12 protein-coding genes are annotated in these 15,727 nt (G+C 72.6%); 7 read left to right on the forward strand and 5 right to left on the reverse strand.

All coding sequences use genetic code 11. The annotated features are described in order from the left end of the window. The first annotated feature begins 417 nt into the window (after window positions 1–417). Window positions 418–1,017: a hypothetical protein gene (locus ACWCPI_RS19680; protein WP_451039328.1), complete on the forward strand. Its 600-nt coding sequence runs from the start codon at window positions 418–420 to the stop codon at window positions 1,015–1,017. Between the two features lie 148 nt (window positions 1,018–1,165). Here ACWCPI_RS19680 and ACWCPI_RS19685 read toward each other — a convergent pair whose 3' ends face one another. Next, window positions 1,166–2,128, reverse strand: a complete 963-nt coding sequence (locus tag ACWCPI_RS19685) for a helix-turn-helix transcriptional regulator (RefSeq protein ID WP_451039329.1) — start codon at window positions 2,126–2,128, stop codon at window positions 1,166–1,168. 188 nt (window positions 2,129–2,316) lie between these two features. On the opposite strand from ACWCPI_RS19685, the gene ACWCPI_RS19690 reads away from it, so the two are divergent. Beyond that, on the forward strand, window positions 2,317–3,003 hold the full coding sequence (locus ACWCPI_RS19690; protein WP_451039330.1) for an alpha/beta fold hydrolase: 687 nt from the start codon (window positions 2,317–2,319) through the stop codon (window positions 3,001–3,003). Between the two features lie 27 nt (window positions 3,004–3,030). On the opposite strand, the gene ACWCPI_RS19695 is transcribed toward ACWCPI_RS19690, so the two are convergent. The 4 genes from ACWCPI_RS19695 to ACWCPI_RS19710 all read right to left on the reverse strand — a co-directional run bounded on the left by ACWCPI_RS19695 (window position 3,031) and on the right by ACWCPI_RS19710 (window position 11,127). Continuing rightward, entirely contained in the window at window positions 3,031–7,704 is a 4,674-nt protein-coding gene (locus tag ACWCPI_RS19695; RefSeq protein WP_451039331.1) for a hypothetical protein, read from the reverse strand. A 72-nt stretch (window positions 7,705–7,776) separates the two neighbouring features. Further along, window positions 7,777–8,658, reverse strand: a complete 882-nt coding sequence (locus tag ACWCPI_RS19700) for a hypothetical protein (RefSeq protein WP_451039332.1) — start codon at window positions 8,656–8,658, stop codon at window positions 7,777–7,779. Window positions 8,659–8,689: 31 nt separating this feature from the next. Continuing rightward, window positions 8,690–10,216 (reverse strand): hypothetical protein, encoded by a 1,527-nt coding sequence (locus ACWCPI_RS19705; protein WP_451039333.1) that lies wholly within the window; start codon window positions 10,214–10,216, stop codon window positions 8,690–8,692. 215 nt (window positions 10,217–10,431) lie between these two features. After that, window positions 10,432–11,127 (reverse strand): GntR family transcriptional regulator, encoded by a 696-nt coding sequence (locus ACWCPI_RS19710; RefSeq protein WP_451039334.1) that lies wholly within the window; start codon window positions 11,125–11,127, stop codon window positions 10,432–10,434. 135 nt (window positions 11,128–11,262) lie between these two features. On the opposite strand from ACWCPI_RS19710, the gene ACWCPI_RS19715 reads away from it, so the two are divergent. From ACWCPI_RS19715 to ACWCPI_RS19735, 5 genes are read left to right on the forward strand one after another with little or no spacing between them, the layout of a single operon-like run. After that, entirely contained in the window at window positions 11,263–12,564 is a 1,302-nt protein-coding gene (locus ACWCPI_RS19715) for an MFS transporter (protein WP_451039335.1), read from the forward strand. Then, window positions 12,561–13,409, forward strand: a complete 849-nt coding sequence (locus ACWCPI_RS19720; RefSeq protein WP_451039336.1) for a putative hydro-lyase — start codon at window positions 12,561–12,563, stop codon at window positions 13,407–13,409. Before ACWCPI_RS19715 ends, ACWCPI_RS19720 begins: the two co-directional genes overlap by 4 nt. 49 nt (window positions 13,410–13,458) lie before the next feature. Further along, window positions 13,459–14,226, forward strand: a complete 768-nt coding sequence (locus ACWCPI_RS19725; RefSeq protein ID WP_451039337.1) for a LamB/YcsF family protein — start codon at window positions 13,459–13,461, stop codon at window positions 14,224–14,226. Further along, window positions 14,223–14,840 (forward strand): 5-oxoprolinase subunit B family protein, encoded by a 618-nt coding sequence (locus ACWCPI_RS19730; protein WP_451039338.1) that lies wholly within the window; start codon window positions 14,223–14,225, stop codon window positions 14,838–14,840. The genes ACWCPI_RS19725 and ACWCPI_RS19730 overlap by 4 nt, the downstream gene beginning before the upstream one ends. Next, entirely contained in the window at window positions 14,837–15,706 is an 870-nt protein-coding gene (locus tag ACWCPI_RS19735; protein WP_451039339.1) for a 5-oxoprolinase subunit C family protein, read from the forward strand. Before ACWCPI_RS19730 ends, ACWCPI_RS19735 begins: the two co-directional genes overlap by 4 nt. Window positions 15,707–15,727: the final 21 nt, after the last annotated feature.

Here is a 15,727-nt window from a genome sequence, read left to right on the forward strand (position 1 = left end):
CCCCCAGCTCAAACCCCCCGCGGTCGAGGGGGCACACCTGTGCGTCAACAATTGGGCGCGAGCCTACTACCGACGCACAAGTAACTCGAAGAGCCATCCGGAATCTGAACTTCCGCACGGCTGGCGAGACATGGGGAGTTGTCCGGGCATTACGGGAGATTGCCTCCCGCGAACATGCAACGGCTCACGGAAAGGATCTGGCCGGTCTCGCGGGTCAGTTGGCTGGAAATTCATCTACCGCGGGAATCTTCCGGACGCCTCGATCGTCCTTCTTCATGGGAAACGGGGGCGGATTGGGCCACAGGAGCCGCATGGCGCCCCCGGGCGGCGTAAAACAGCGCAAGCCGGGCAACCGCTGGGGAGCTGAGTCTTCGGATGCCGGTGAGCGGTCTACCGGCGGTGGGGAGTGACACGGTGATGGGCACGGCGGAGCTGAGCGAGGCGCCTGAGGGCGGCGTGACAGCGCATTCGGCACCGGGACCCGGTCCCGAAGCGTCTGATCGGGACGTTCCGACAAGCGGAGGAAGCACCACGGGCGACCAAGCCGTTCCGGCCGGTATGACAGCGACGGCGGATCACCGCGCTGCAGGAGCCGTTGACGGTGTGACGACGCAAGAACGGGCCGTCTACCGGCCGTTGTGGGTGGAGGAACCCGCTCGGCACCGCCGGATGCCGGACCCGGTGCGAACGGCGGCGGTGCGAGCCGTATTGATCATCGCGGTGACGCTGATCCAGGCCATGGTGGCCTTCCTGTGCACCCTGGCGGGGTCCTGGCTGGCGTTCCCGATGGTCATCAGCAGTGTGGCCAGCACCGTGGTGGCCACTTGGGGCGCTCTCGACGTCTGGGTGACCCGCCAGGTCTGGAACCAGCGCCACGGCGTGGTCTCGACACCGAGCAGCTCGGCGCGTGCCCTTCGCCGGGAGCGACGCCGGGCGCGACAGCAGGCACGGGAGGCCGAGCGCGCGCAGCGGCGAATACGCCGACGGGGCGGAGCGGGGCAGTTGTCGCATTCCTGAGGGAGCAGGAGGCGGCCGCGATCCCGTCTCTCGTGACGGGCGGTGGAGATGAGGCTCCTCACATAGGACAACTGATCGAGGATGAACTTTCCTGCTCCATAGGGCAGTTTCGCTGGATCTCGTTTTGGAGACCGGCCTCGGCAGACGGTCAGGGCTGGTCCGACACGGCGGCGGTGAAACGCCCCGCGAGTGCCGCGACCGCGGTGCGCAGCTCCTCACCGCCGTCGACGCGGAAGGCCAACGGCACCTTCGCCAGCCATTCCTGTGCGTACATGTCCGGGTTGCGGGTGCTGCCGATCAGTACGCATCCGGTTCCCAAGGGCTCAAGCCGCCCCATGGGCGGTCGGATCCATGGGGCCACCTCGGTCAGGGAAGCGTCGAACACCACACGGGTGGAGAACTCCCATCCAAGGCCGAGGTTCTTTTCCAGCACAGCCACCGGATCGAGGCCCTCGGGCGGTTCGAACCCGTGCCCGGTCGAACGGACGGCACGGATCCGGTCCACCCGGTAGGTGCGAATGGCGTCGGCGCGGTGGGAGTGGCACAGCAGGTACCAGCGGCCGTAGCGGACGACGATGGACCAGGGGTCCACCTCCGCCTCCCACTCGTTGCCGGCCTCGCTGCGGTAGGTGACGCCCACGCGGTGCCGGGCGGCGACGGCGTCGACGAGGTCGCTGGTGACGGCCGGATCCGGGCGGGTCGAGTACGGGTCCGGCGCTGCCGACGCGTACTCGCGAAGCATCGCGGCCTGCTGCCCCACACTTTCCGGCAACGCCTTGACGACCTTGCCCATGGCCGCGCCCACCAGGTCGTCGGCCTCGGCCGCGGCCGGTTGCGCGCTGAGGACCGCCATCACCAGGCCGAGAGCCTCGGACTGCGTGAACTGCACCGGCGGCAGCCGCGTCCCGCGGCCCAGCCGGTACCCGCCGTGCGGTCCCCGGACCGACTCCACGGGGATGCCGGCTTCCCGGAGGATGCCGACGTACCGGCGCGCGGCTCGCTCCGTGACGCCCAGCCGCACGGCAAGGTCACCGGCCGTCGTACCGGGTCGGGCCTGGAGGATCTCCAGCGCACGCAGCGCTCGGGCGGTGGGGCTGAGGTCGTTGGGCACGGGAGCAGGCTAATCGCACGGCTGAACCCCGCGGCCAAGGGTGTGAGCGGTCTTGGGCCGGGGCTCTGGGAGCGGGTGCGACCGCTTCCACTCCCGCTTCTCTCGCACGCTCGTCGAATGATCCGGCAGTACATCGTCCGGATCTCCTTCTACGGTGACGCCACGAGGGAGAAGAAGGGGATCGAATCATGGACATCCTGCTCATCGGCGGCATGTGGCTGAACGGATCGGTCTGGGGGCGCGTCGCGTCCGCGCTGGAGTCGCTCGGTCATCGCCCGGTACCGCTCACCCTGCCGGGTCAGGGCGACGGCTCCGCGTCGGTCACGCTCGACGACCAGGTGGCCGCAGTACTGGCTGCCGTTGACGCGGCACCCGGCAAGCCCATGGTGGTCGGGCATTCCGCCGCCTGCACGCTGGCCTGGCTGGCCGCCGACCGGCGCCCTGACCGGCTTTCCAAGGTCGCCCTGATCGGCGGTTTCCCGTCCACCGGCGGTCAGCCCTACGCCGACTTCTTCGAGGTGCGGGACGGTGCCGTTCCTTTCCCGGGCTGGGGTCCCTTCGAGGGGCCGGATGCCGCCGACCTCGACGACAGGGCCAGGCGGGAGTTCGCGGCCGGAGCGATCCCTCTCCCAGCCGGCGTGGCCAAGGGCGTGGTGCGGCTGACGGACGAGCGGAGGTTCGACGTCCCGGTGGTGGTCGTGTGCCCGGAGTTCACCCCCGCGCAGGCGCGGGAGTGGATCGAGGCGGGGGACGTCCCGGAACTCGCCCGGGCCAAGCACGTCGACTTCACCGGCATCGACTCCGGCCATTGGCCCATGGTCACCAAGCCCGACGAACTGGCCCAAACCCTGGCTGCGGCAGCCGACGCGGCCTGACGGCTGAGCCGGAGACGGGGCGGGTGACTACGGAGTCGCGGGCGCCGGCCGTTTGAACATCCGGGTCGCCGTGATCTCGCTGTGCACCGCTTCCCCGGCCGACGGCTGCTGCGGCAGCCCCGGACGCAGGTGCTCCTCGACACTGATGTACTTCAGTCCGGCTCGGAGGTCGGCGTCGTTGCGCAACCGGATGACCAGCGGGAACTCGGCGAGCGCGGTCGTGTCGAACAGGCCGGTGGTGTAGAGGAGCTGTACACCCAGGGCGTCGGACACGGCACGCTGGAGTTCCAGCAGGTAGGTGGCGTTGGCGCGTCCGATCGGGTTGTCCAGGAAGAGCGTGCCGGCGTGCCGGTGCTTGTCGCGGCCCCGGTCGTTCGACCGCAGGGCGGCCATCGTGCAGTACAGCGCGATGGCCGCGGTGAGCAGCTGACCACCGGAGAAGACGTCACCCATCTGTCCGACGGGCACACGCTCGGCCCGCAGGACGGCATCCGGCTTGAGGATCTCCACGGCGACGCCCTTCGGCTGCAACGCCGCTGCAACGCCCCGCAGCAGCAGGGACATGCCGTCCCGCCTCAGGTCGGAGTTCTTCTTCACCGCCGCCCGGGTGGCCTCGTCGATGACCTCGCCCAGCCGTTCGGTGAGGGTGGCCTGGTCGGGCTCCTCGAAGCGGATGCGGAGGAACTCCTGCCCGGACCACTCACCGAGCCCCTCCGGAAGCCGGGACAGCCGCTGGGCGGACCGAAGGGTCGCCAGTGCCGACTCGACCAGACCTCGGAGCCGGTCCACGATCGAGTCGCGGTTGCGCTCCAGCTGGGCCAACTCGTCCGTGAGGACGCGGAGTCGGGGCGCGAAGGCGTCCGCCCACTTCTGCGCGTGCTCGGGCAGTGCCGAGGCGGGCAGCTCGCGGATCTGCTGACGGGCCGGAGTGCGAACCTGCTCGTAGCGCGTGGAGTTGGCGTGTCGTACGAGTACGTCGCTCGCCTCGCGCACGGCCCCCTCGGCGGCGGACAGGTCGGCGGCGCAGCCGCGCAGCGACCGACGGGTCTCGGCGGCCGACTGCCGTGCCTCCTCCAGGCTGCCTGGGTACGGTTCCGGTTCCTCCTGCTCCTCGTCCTGGACGTGTTCGCGCAACAGGTCGCGCAGCATCGCGGCGATCTCGTCGAAGCCGCCCGCCGCGTCCTCGGCGGCGCGATGGGCTTCGAGGAGCTCCGCGTGCGCCTCACGGGCCTGCGCCAAGGCCTCGGTGCGGGAGGCGAGTTCGGCGGTCGCCGTGCGCAGCAGGGCCTGCGCGTGCTCGGCGTCACGCGGCTGAAGCTCCTCCGGCAGTTCGGTGTGTGTCTCGCCGTCCTCCGGGGCATGCCGCTCGGCCTCGCCGCGCAGCCGTCCCAACTGCTCGCTGGCGCTGGACATCCGGGTCTCCAGGAGCTGGACCAACTCCTCCGCGCGCGCGGCGGCAGCCTGCCGGGACGGCCCGTCGGAGCCGTCCGGCGACTGCAGGAGCTGTTCGGCACGGGTCCGGACCTTGTTGCTCAGCCGGTCCAGCTCCGCGCGCGCCGCGCTCTCGTCGCTCTCGGCGCGGGCCTGCTCGGCGCGCAGATCGGCGCCGACGCCGACCTTCTCGTAGACCTGGGACGCGGCCCGGTACGCCTCGCGCAGCGCGGGCAGTGACGCCTTCGGGCCATCCGTGTCGGTGTCCGGTACGTCGTCCGGGGCGCCCGCGATCTCCGAGCGCTCGGCGCGCAGGGCACGGGCGGTGCGACGCGCGTCATCAGCGGCGCGCTGGGCGGCGCGACGGTCCTCGTCGGCAGCACGAGCCCGTTCCAGACAGGCCTGTGCGCGGGCCTCGGACTCGGTGGCCTCGTCGGCGAGTTCACGCATCTTCACCTGCCAGCCGGCCCGCTCACGCAGCCGGAAGGCCAGCCCGGCGAGGGCATCGGCGGCACGTCGCGCCTTCTGTGCGGCCTCCTGCCGCTCGTCGCGGACCTGCGCGGCCTCGGCGGCGGCTTCGTCGGCCTCTGCACGCACGGTCCGTGCCTCGGACAACTCGGCCTCGGACTCCTCGGCGAACGCGCGCGCGTCCCGAGCGGCCCGCGCCAGCTCGACCAGCCGACCGGCCGGGCAGCCGGTCCGCCACGAGGCGAGCCGCGCGGCCAGCTCCCGGTCCTTGCCGAGCCGTGCTGCGAGGCTTCGGATCTCGTCGTCCCGCTCGGTAGCCCGGGCGCGCAGGGCCTGCCGCTCCTCGTCCGCGGCGTGCTCGTCGTGCATGGCGGGGTTGGGCGGTACGAGGAAGACGTCACCGCCTTGCGCGTCGGGCGCCGGCGTCGGGGCGAGCAGCGCGGCTGCCGTACCCACCGCGACGGCCGACCGGGGCAGCAGCGCCGCGTCGCCGAGCGCCTCCCTGGCCCGTGCGTGCGTGTCGGGGTCGGTGATGATGACGCCGTCGACCAGCTCGGGCCGGGCGGCGAGTACGCGCGCGTGGTCGGCGGGGTCGACGGCCTGGGCGAGGTAGCGCCAGCCCGGCAGGGCGGGAATGCCCTGCTCGCCGAGGAACTCCACGGTGGCCAGGACGTCCGGGCCGGGCGGCAGCAGCCCGCCGTCACCGAGTGCGCCAAGGATCCGGGAGTCGTCGGCAGCCGCCGTACGCAGTTCGAAGAGCTGGCGCTCGGCGCCCGAGACGGCGTCGTCGAGCAGTTCGCGCAGCTCGTCGGCGAAGCGGTCCAGGTCCTCCGGGGTGAGGGCGCCGTCGTGCAGGGTGCCCGCGACGGAGACCTCGGCACCGTCGCGGGCGGACGTGCCGTCGGGGTCGCCGCCCGAGCGGGGAGCGGGAACGGACCCGCGCTTCGGGCCGGACTCGCCGGCCAGGCCGAGGAGTTCAGCGAGCCGCTCCTCCGCCGCCAGGCTCTCGGCGAGGCGGCGCTCCGCCTCGTAGGACCGCTCGGCAGCGGCGGCGGCGTCAGCGGCCCGGGCCGCCGTCAGCTCGGCGCGGGATTCGGCCGAGGCCGCCTCGCGCGCGTGCTCCGAAGCGCGCCGTGAGGCCTCGCGGGCGGTGTCCCAGGCGGCGACGGCCGTCTTCTCGGCGTCGCTCGCGGCGAGCGCCGCACGGGCCGGGTCGGCGTCGGGCGTGCTGTCGTCGAGCCACCCGGCGCGCACGGCCTCGGCGGTCTCCTGCTCGACCTCGTTCAGCCGCTGCCGCAGATGCCCGATGTCGCTTCGGGCGCGCTGCGCCTCGGTGGCGGCGGCGGTGGAGTCACGGTACGCGGACTCGCTGACCTCCTGGAGCGCGGCGGACCGCTCCTCCTCCTCGTTGGCGAGGGTCTCGGCGCTCTCGGCGGCGGCGTGCAGGGCCCGTACGAGATCGACGGCGGCCTTGGCCCGGGCGGCGAGCGCGGGGGCGGCGTCCCGCTCGGCCTCCTGGATCGCGGCGGCGACGCGCGCGACCCGGTCGGCGGCGACCCGGTGCCGCAGCACGGCCTCGGCGGCCTGCCAGGCGGAGTGCAGCGTGCGGGCGTCGGCGAGCTCACGCTTTTGCGCGGCCGCCGACTTCTCGGCTGCGGCGAGCGCCAACGAGGCATGCCGGTAGGCCAGTTCGGCCGAGATCAGCGCACTGCGCTCCCGCGCCGCCTCCGCGTGCGTGACGGCGTAGGCGGCGGCGGTGACCCGCTGGGCGAGGTCGGCGGCGCGCACACGCTCCTGTACGCCGCGCGCGGACAGGCGCCGGGCAAGGGTCCGGGTGCGTCGTTCGGCACCGGAGTGGATGTCACGCGCGCGTGCGCGTGTCCCGGTGGCTTCGACGATCCGCCCGAGCAGGTCGACCGATCCGGCGGTGAAGTCCCGTTCGGCGATCAGCTCGGCGCGCCGGCCCAGCTTGTTGCCGAAGCCGCTGACCAGGTCGGCGAGCCCGTCGGTGTCACGGGTGTCCGTCACGGCCCGCAGCAGCAGGTCGGTGAAGTCGGAGTCCTTCTTCACGGCGAAGAGGCCGGCGGCCTCGCCCTCGTCGGCGTTCATCTCCCGCTGGTAGCGGAAGAGTTCGGGGTCCAGGCCCAGGTCGCCGAGGTGCTCGATCCACCGGTCGTGGATCTCTTCCCAGTGCACCTCGAGATGCGGATACGCCTTGCCCGCCTCGGTGATCGCGTCCCGGAAGCCCTTCATGGTGCGGCGGCGCCCCTGCGCACCCGACTGGCCCTCGACGGACGGACGGACGGCGGTGGACTCGGCGACCGGCAGGTTGTCCAGGCTGAGTCCCGGGCCGGGCCGGAACGAGTACCAGGCCTCGGCGAACTTCCGCGGATCGTTGGAGACCTGGCGCCCGCGCCACTCGCTGACCTTGCCGACCACGACGCACTCGCCGGTGAGGACGTGCTGCCACTCCAGCGCGACATGGCCGCAGTCGTCGGCGAGCAGGAACTTGCGCAACACACCGGAGCTGGCGCCGCCGAGGGTGTTGCGGTGGCCGGGCAGCATCACGGAGAAGATCAGCTTGAGCAGGACGGACTTGCCGCCGCCGTTCTCCAGGAAGAGCACCCCGGCGGGCGCGGGCCGGCGCGGCGGACCGACGGGCTCCTCCTCGAAGAACTCCGCCTGCGTCGGTGCGGGATCGGGCACGGGTTCGCCCACACCGCGCAGGTCAAGCACGGTGTCGGCGTAGCGCGCACCGGCCGGTCCGATGGAGTAGAGGCGGACCCTGGACAGCTCGTACATGGCGGACTCTCGTAAGTCTTCGTCAGATCAGGGAAGTTCGGGCTTCGGGCGGATCGGGCGGCGAGGGCCGCCTCACGCGGAGTGGAACGGCAGCCCGGCGTCGGCCGCCAGCTCCAGGTCGTCCGAGTCCTCGGGAGGCAGCAGGGTCGGTGTGCCGTCGGTGACCGGGACCACGCCCAGCTCCAGCAGCTCGGCCATGGCGGCGCTGCCCGCCATGTCGCGCACCTGGAGCTGGTAGCGGGCGGTCGTCCGGTACGTGCCGCCGTTGTCGTCGCCCGTGCGCTGCAGGAAGCCGGAGTCGGTGAGGAAGGCCACGGCCTTGCCGACGATGCCGGTCGTGGAGCCGGCGAGGCGGCGCGCGTCCTTGGTGGCGCCGGTGGCGCTGCGTCTGACCCAGATCCGCCAGGCGGCCTCCAGGCCGGGCGCGTCGGTGGCCGGGTCGGTGTTCTCGCCCTGTTCCTCCGCCCGCTCCTCCAGCCGCCGGCAGGCCTGCCGTACGAAGGCGTCGACGCCGTTGACCGTGACCCGGCCGATGTAACCGTCGTCGGCGAGGTCCTCGGGGCGCGGGAACGCCATCGCGGCCACGGCGAGATGCGCCAGTCCGTGCAGGAACCGGTCGCCGCCGTCGGCCGAGGTCCGACGGGCGTAGTCCCCCATGCGGACGGCGAAGACCGAGTCCTCGGCGGCGGTCACCGCCATGCCCGCGCGTGGCGACACCTCCAGTACGACGAGCCCGAGCCCGGCGGCCACGGCGTCCGCGAGCCTGGCGAACGATGGGTCCTCGCGGTAGCGCCGCAGCAGGTCGGCGTACTCCTGGTCGCGCGCGGGCTGCAGCTTCGGCTGCAGCCCGAAGGCGACGAGCCGCGCCGCGTCGGCGGCGTCGGCGGGGGTGACGGCGGCGGTCGCCGACGGGGCGGGGGCCTCCGCGTCACTCCACTCGACGTGCTCGCTCACGGTCGGTGCTCCTTGCTGCGCTGTTGCTCACTCATGCTGCTTCCGTCCTGTCCGCGGCCATCCCCGCCGCGTCCAGCAGCGCCGTCCCCACGATCAGGTCGGCGCCTCCGAACTCGGGATCGTCGAGCTCCGTCCCGTCGTCCACGGCGAACAGCAGCTTCTCCTCACCCTGCCGGTACGCGGTGCCCACCGGCGGGCTGGCGGCGTGCACGGCCAACAAGGCCACCAGGTAGGGCAGCTCGGGGTCCTGCCGCCGTGCCTGGGCCAGCAGTCCCGACAGCCGTCTGGGCGCGTCCGCCGGCAGATCCAGCAGCTCCGTGGCGGCGGTCAGCTGTTCCTCGCTGAACCGGCTGTCGTCCGGCGTGGCGATGAGGTCGGGCTCGGGCATCTCCGCGCCGAGGTGCTCCCGCTCCACGGGCGGCGTCAGCAGTATGTCGACGAGGTCACCCACTCGCACCGACACCGGTGTGCGCAGGCCGGTCCCGCGCGCGAAGAAGGCGTCCGTGACCCGGACGGCCTGCTCCAGCGGCAGGGGCAGGACGGGCGCGAGCAGGTGTCCGTACAGGTCTGTTCCCGACGTCGTCATCGGGGTCGCGAAGGCCTGCCGGTCCTGTTCGGCGCGGAAGAGCGGTCCGGCTTCCAGCAGCCGCGACTGAAGCTGCGTATGGCGCCGGATGCAGTCCTTCACGATGTCGACGAGCTCGGCGGCGCGCCGCTTGTGCTCGGCGTCCTCCGTCTCGTCACGGGCCTTGCGGATGTTGGTGAGGATCGCGTTCTCGTGGCGGTAGCGGTCGGCGACGTGGTCGAGGGCCTCGGCGATCATGTCGGGGACGGAGTTCAGCCAGTCCACCGCCCGGACGTTGCGCCGGGTCGCCTCCAGGGCCCTGCGGAGCGTCTCCGAGTACTGCACGGTCCGGTACCGGGCCTGTTCGGCGGCCAGCTGCGCGTCGGCGAGGCGGCCGCGGTTGATCAGGACCTCCAGTTTGACCTCGGCGGCGATCTGGGCACTGGTCACGTCGGTGTCGAGGGCGCCGACGAGGACGTTGACAGCCTCGTCGGTCGTGCGGAGGTAGACCGTGCCGCCCGGACCCGGCACCTCCTCGATCAGTTTGAAGTCGTAGTCGCGGCGGACGTAGCTGCCGTCCGACGCGAAGGTGCCGTACACCGCCCGGAAGCCGCGGTCGACGCTGCCGACGTTGATCAGGTTCTCCAGCACCCAGCGGGCCACCCGCTCGTGCTCGGCGGCAGGACGCCTCGGGGCCTGGGCGGCGATGCGCGGGATGAGCCGGGCGACGATCTGCTCGTGGTCGGCGCCGGTGTCGAAGTCCATGTTGAGCGTGACCAGGTCGATGGCGGCGAGCGCCACCTCGGCCATGCCGTAGACGGAGTACTCACCCGCGAGGTTGGCCTTGCGCGCGTCGAGGTCGTGCAGCGGCGCGGTGCAGGCGAGCGCGCGCAGCCGCCGCGCCAGACCCTCGTCGGCGGCCGGGCCCGGAGCGGGGCGCGGCCCCGCGCTGAGCTGGGGCGGAACACGGTCCGTCGATGCAGGCGAAGTCACGGTGCACAGACTAGGTCCTCGGTCTGACAACGACCCAAACGAAGGTCTCGGGCGGCGGAGCGGGGCCGGGCGGCGGCCTCTGCGAGGACGGCGGACGCCCCCTGAGGCGTCCGGCGCCGCGTCCCGCCTCCGGGCCCGAGGCCCGTTCGGCCTTCGTACGGATCCCGGCGAGGTGCCGAACCTGCCGGTGGCAGGGCGGGCGGCTGCCGCGTCCCTCAGTGCGTGCCCGCCACCCGGCGTCGGTAGACCTCCACCACCCTCTTCAGCGAGTCGTCGAGGTACACGGCGAGCAGTCTCTCGGCCTCGCCTGTGTCGCCGAGCGTCAGCGCCTGCAGGATCTGCAGGTTCCGGGACAGGTACGGCTCGTGCAGTCGGCGCGGGTCGTCCACCACGTGGAAGGCGAGCCGCAGCTCGGCGAAGACGCTGCGCATCACCTCGTTCGTGCGGGCGCTCCCGGCGAGGGCGACCAGTTCCCGGTGGAAGTGGATGTTGGCGGTACCCACTCCTTTCCAGTCACCTTGGCGCGCCGCCCGCTGTCCCTCCTCGACCGCCCCGGTGAGGGCGTCGAGGTCGTAGGGCGGCTCGCCGAGCCCGCGCACCACGGCACACTCGACGAGCCCGCGCGTGCGGTAGATGTCCTCGACGTCCTCCACGGTCAGGACCCGGACGAACACACCGCGGTTCAGTTCGTGCACGAGCAGGCGTTCATGGGTGAGCAGCCGGAACGCCTCGCGGAGTGTGTTGCGGGACACACCGAGCGCCCCTCCGATGCTGTCCTCCGACAACCGGGTGCCGGGCGGGAAGAACCCCTCGGCGATACGGCTTCTGAGGATGTCCGAGACCCGCTCCGCCGTGCTGGTGCGGCCCAGCAGGGCGCGGTCCTCGGACAGAGAGCTCAGCTGATCGTCCATGCCTGGAATTCAATCGCAGATCACAAGGACGAACCAACATAGGTATTGAGGGATCGTTGAACGATCCTCTACGGTGCTTCGAACAGGTACGGCTCACCCTCCAAGCACCCTCCGTCCCCTCACTGCGAGGTGCCCATGAGCACAACCCCTCCGCCGCAGGCCCCGAGCACCGACACACGCCCCGTCACCCCCGGACACCCCTCCGACGACGGGGCGTTGGGCTGGTTGCGCGCCCTGGGTCCGCGCGGCCGCCGCGCCTTCGCCGGCGCGTTCGGCGGCTATGCCCTGGACTCGTACGACTACTTCACGCTGCCGCTGAGCATGGTCGCTCTGGCCGCGTACTTCGGCCTGGACAGCGGCCAGACCGGCCTGTTCACCACCGTCACCCTCGTGGTCTCCGCGATCGGCGGTGCCCTCGCGGGGGTTCTGGCCGACCGGATCGGCCGGGTCAAGGCACTGATGATCACCGTGATCACCTACGCCGTGTTCACGGTCGCCTGCGGTTTCGCGCCCAACTACGAGACGCTGCTGGTCTTCCGCGCCCTCCAGGGCCTCGGCTTCGGCGGTGAGTGGGCGGTCGGCGCGATCCTCGTCGCCGAGTACGCGAGCGCCAAGCACCGGGGCCGCACCCTGGGCGCGATCCAGAGCTCGTGGGCCGTCGGCTGGGCACTCGCCGCCGTCATGTACACCGTGGTCTTCTCGTTCCTCGACGACGACCTGGCCTGGCGCGTGATGTTCTGGACCGGCGCCCTGCCCGCGCTGCTCGTCATCTGGATGCGCCGCCGGGTGCACGACGCCCCCGAGGCGGTGGCGGTGCGGGAACGGAGCGCCGAGAAGGGCTCGTTCACGGCGATCTTCAAGCCCGGCCTGCTGCGCACGACGATCTTCGCCGTGCTGCTCTCCACGGGGGTCCAGGGGGGCTACTACACCCTCGCCACCTGGGTGCCGACCTATCTGAAGACCGAGCGCGACCTGTCGGTCGTCGGCACCGGCGGCTATCTGACGTTCCTGATCTCGGGCGCCTTCGTCGGCTACCTGACCGGGGGCTACCTCACCGACCGGCTGGGCCGCCGCCGCAACATCTGGCTGTTCGCCCTGCTGTCGGCGGTGTGCATCCAGGCCTACGCGAACGTCCCGAGCGGCGCCAACACCCTGCTGCTCGTGCTCGGTTTCCCGCTCGGGTTCTGCATGTCGGCGATCTTCAGCGGCTTCGGCTCCTACCTGAGCGAGTTGTACCCGACGGCCGTGCGCGGCACGGGACAGGGCTTCACGTACAACACCGGCCGCGCGGTGGGCGCCGTCTTCCCGACGACGGTCGGCTTCCTGGCGGACAACTGGGGCGTGGGCGGCGCGCTGGTCTTCGGCGCGATCGGTTACGGCATCGCGGCGCTGGCCCTGCTCGGGCTGCCCGAGACACGCGGGAAGGAGCTGGCGTGAACCACACGGAGGACTGTCCGGTCACCGCAGTGGCCGAGGACCGCCCGCTCGTCCTCGTCGACGAGCACGCGCACGCGTGGAGCCCGACAGCGGCCCGCGCCCGCTTCCGGGAGGGCCTCACGGGCCCCACTTCCGGGGTCGCGGCGGGCCACACCCAGGTCAACCTGATCTCGGTGCCCGCCGACTGGGCGTACGACATGCTGCTGTTCTGCCAGCGCAACCCCAAGCCCTGCCCGGTCCTCGACGTCACGGACGCCGGTTCCTGGACGACCGTCCTCGCCGACGGCGCCGACCTGCGCACCGATCTGCCGCGCTACCGGGTGTGGCGGGACGGCGAGTTGGTGGACCAGCCGACGGACGTGCGCGCGCACTGGCGGGACGACATGGTGTCGTTCCTGATCGGCTGCAGCTTCACCTTCGAGTGGGCGCTGGCCGCGGCCGGCGTGCCGATCCGCCACGTCGAGCAGGGCCGCAACGTCCCGATGTACGTGACGAGTCGTCAGTGCCGTCCGGCGGGCCGGCTGCACGGTCCTGTGGTCGTCTCCATGCGCCCGGTGCCGCCGGAGCACCTGGCGGCGGCGCTCCGGGAGACCAGCCTGCTCCCGGCGGTGCACGGCAGCCCCGTGCACTGCGGCGATCCCGCGGCGCTGGGCATCGCCGACCTCACCCGGCCGGACTTCGGAGATCCGGTGGACGCCGAGCAGGACGACATCCCGGTCTTCTGGGCCTGCGGGGTGACCCCGCAGGCCGCCGTGATGGCCTCGCGCCCGCCGTTCGCCATCACCCACGCGCCGGGCCAGATGTTCCTGACCGACGCCCGCGACGAGCAGTACCGCGTCGCCTGACCGTCGCCACGAGCGGTACCGCTTCGCCTGACGAGACCCAGAAGGATCCATGACCTCGATCGACCTCAACGCCGACCTCGGTGAGGGCTTCGGCCGCTGGCAGCTGACCGACGACGAACGCCTGCTGTCCGTCGTCACCAGTGCCAACGTGGCCTGCGGCTTCCACGCCGGGGACGCGGCCACCATGCGGCGGGTGTGCGAGCAGGCGGCCGAGCGCGGCGTGCGGATCGGTGCCCAGGTCTCCTACCGGGACCTCGCGGGTTTCGGGCGGCGCGCGATGGACGTACCGCCCGCCGAACTGTCGGCCGAAGTGGCCTACCAGATCGGCGCCCTGGAGGTCTTCGCACGAGCCGCGGGCACACGCGTGTCGTACGTCAAGCCGCACGGTGCCCTCTACAACCGGGTGGTGCACGACGAGGAGCAGGCCGGCGCGGTCGTCGACGGCGTGCTCCTCGCGACGCGGGCCGACGCCGGCCTGCCGGTGCTCGGCCTGCCCGGCTCCCGTCTGCTGGACCTGGCCGCCGAGGCCGGACTGCCGGCCGTCACGGAGGCGTTCGCGGACCGCGCCTACACCGAGCGGGGCACCCTTGTGCCGCGCGGCCGGGACGGTGCCGTCGTCACCGACCCGGAGGCGGTGGTGGAGCGCTCGGTGGGTCTGGCCCACACGGGCCTGGTGACCTCACACACGGGGGTTCCGGTCGAGGTACGGGCCCGTTCCCTGTGCCTGCACGGGGACACCCCGGGCGCGGTCGAGCTGGCCCGCCGGGTACGCGCGCGGCTGGAGGAGTCGGGCGTCCGGGTGGAGGCCTTCGTATGAGGGCGCTGCACGTCGGCGACGACGCCCTGCTCGTCGAGGTGTCCTCGGGTGAGGAGGCCCGGGCGCTGCACGCGGAACTGCTGCGGCGCCGCGCGGAGGGCTCGCTGGCGGTCCGCGAGATCGTGCCCGCGGCCCGCACGGTCCTGCTCGACGGCCTCGCCGAGCCGGCCCGAGTGGCCGGCGAGCTGACCACGTCCGAGCTGCCGCCCGCGCCACCACGCGCGCGTGACGTGGTGGAACTTGCGGTGCGCTACGACGGCCCGGACCTGGCCGACGTCGCCGCGTACTGGGGCGTGTCCACCGAGGACGTGGCCCGCATCCACGCGGGCACCGAATTCAGCGTGGCCTTCTGCGGTTTCGCCCCCGGATTCGGCTATCTCACCGGTCTGCCGCCCCGCTACGACGTCCCGCGCCGGGCCACCCCGCGCACGGCCGTACCGGCGGGCGCGGTCGCGCTGGCGGGGCCGTACACGGGGGTGTACCCGCGCTCGTCGCCGGGCGGCTGGCAGCTGATCGGGACCACGGACAGCGTGCTGTGGGACCACACACGCGTGCCGGCCGCGCTGCTGTCGCCGGGCACGCGCGTGCGCTTCGTTCCGGTGGCGAGCTCATGACCGACCGCGCGCTCGCCGTCGTACGCGCCGGGGCGCTCACCACGGTGCAGGATCTCGGCCGTCCCGGACACGCCCACCTCGGCGTGCCCCGTTCGGGCGCGCTGGACGGACCGGCGGCGGCACTGGTCAACCGTCTCGTGGGCAACGCCCCCGATGCGGCCGTGCTGGAGACCACCCTCGACGGCTGTGCCGTGCGGCCTCGTTCGGCGGTCACCGTGGCGGTCGGCGGCGCGCCCTGCCGGGTCACCGTGGCCGGACGCCCGGTCGCCTGGGGCGCTCCGGTGCGCGTGCCCGCCGGTGCGCTCCTGGACGTCGGCCCTGCCGTGTCCGGCGTCCGCAGCTACCTGGCTGTCGGCGGCGGCATCACTGTCGAGCCGGTCCTCGGCAGCCGCTCCACCGACCTGCTGTCCGGTCTCGGCCCGCCGCCCCTGACGGACGGCACGGTGCTCCCTCTGGGCCGCCCCACGCCGCTCCACGCGCGCGTGGACGTCGCTGCGCAGCCGGCACCACCCGCGGAGCTGGTTCTGCGCGTGACCCTGGGCCCACGCCACGACTGGTTCACGCCGGAGGCGGTGCGCCTCTTCACTTCCCGCGCCTACCGCGTCTCCCCCGCGAGCAACCGCATCGGGCTGCGCACGCAGGGCCCCGCGCTGGATCGGGCGGTCGCCCGTGAACTCCCCAGCGAGGGTGTGGTCCTGGGCTCGGTCCAGGTCCCGCCCGACGGCAGGCCGGTCGTGTTCCTGGCCGACCATCCGACGACCGGTGGCTACCCGGTGATCGCCGTCGTCCGCGCGGCCGACCTGCCGGCCGCCGCCCAGGCGGTACCGGGCATCCCGATCCGCTTCGTGGCCGTACGCCGTCGCTGACCTGGGCGGCGCCAGGGAGAG

Source organism: Streptomyces sp. NPDC001920 (genome assembly GCF_053594495.1).

What these genes read in the sequence shown, in the direction of transcription:
- ACWCPI_RS19730 (WP_451039338.1), top strand. Translation starts at nt 14,223, where the DNA reads ATGAGGGCGCTGCACGTCGGCGACGACGCCCTGCTCGTCGAGGTGTCC.
- ACWCPI_RS19710 (WP_451039334.1), bottom strand. Translation starts at nt 11,127, where the DNA reads ATGGACGATCAGCTGAGCTCTCTGTCCGAGGACCGCGCCCTGCTGGGC.
- ACWCPI_RS19690 (WP_451039330.1), top strand. Translation starts at nt 2,317, where the DNA reads ATGGACATCCTGCTCATCGGCGGCATGTGGCTGAACGGATCGGTCTGG.
- ACWCPI_RS19725 (WP_451039337.1), top strand. Translation starts at nt 13,459, where the DNA reads ATGACCTCGATCGACCTCAACGCCGACCTCGGTGAGGGCTTCGGCCGC.
- ACWCPI_RS19695 (WP_451039331.1), bottom strand. Translation starts at nt 7,704, where the DNA reads ATGTACGAGCTGTCCAGGGTCCGCCTCTACTCCATCGGACCGGCCGGT.
- ACWCPI_RS19715 (WP_451039335.1), top strand. Translation starts at nt 11,263, where the DNA reads ATGAGCACAACCCCTCCGCCGCAGGCCCCGAGCACCGACACACGCCCC.
- ACWCPI_RS19735 (WP_451039339.1), top strand. Translation starts at nt 14,837, where the DNA reads ATGACCGACCGCGCGCTCGCCGTCGTACGCGCCGGGGCGCTCACCACG.
- ACWCPI_RS19680 (WP_451039328.1), top strand. Translation starts at nt 418, where the DNA reads ATGGGCACGGCGGAGCTGAGCGAGGCGCCTGAGGGCGGCGTGACAGCG.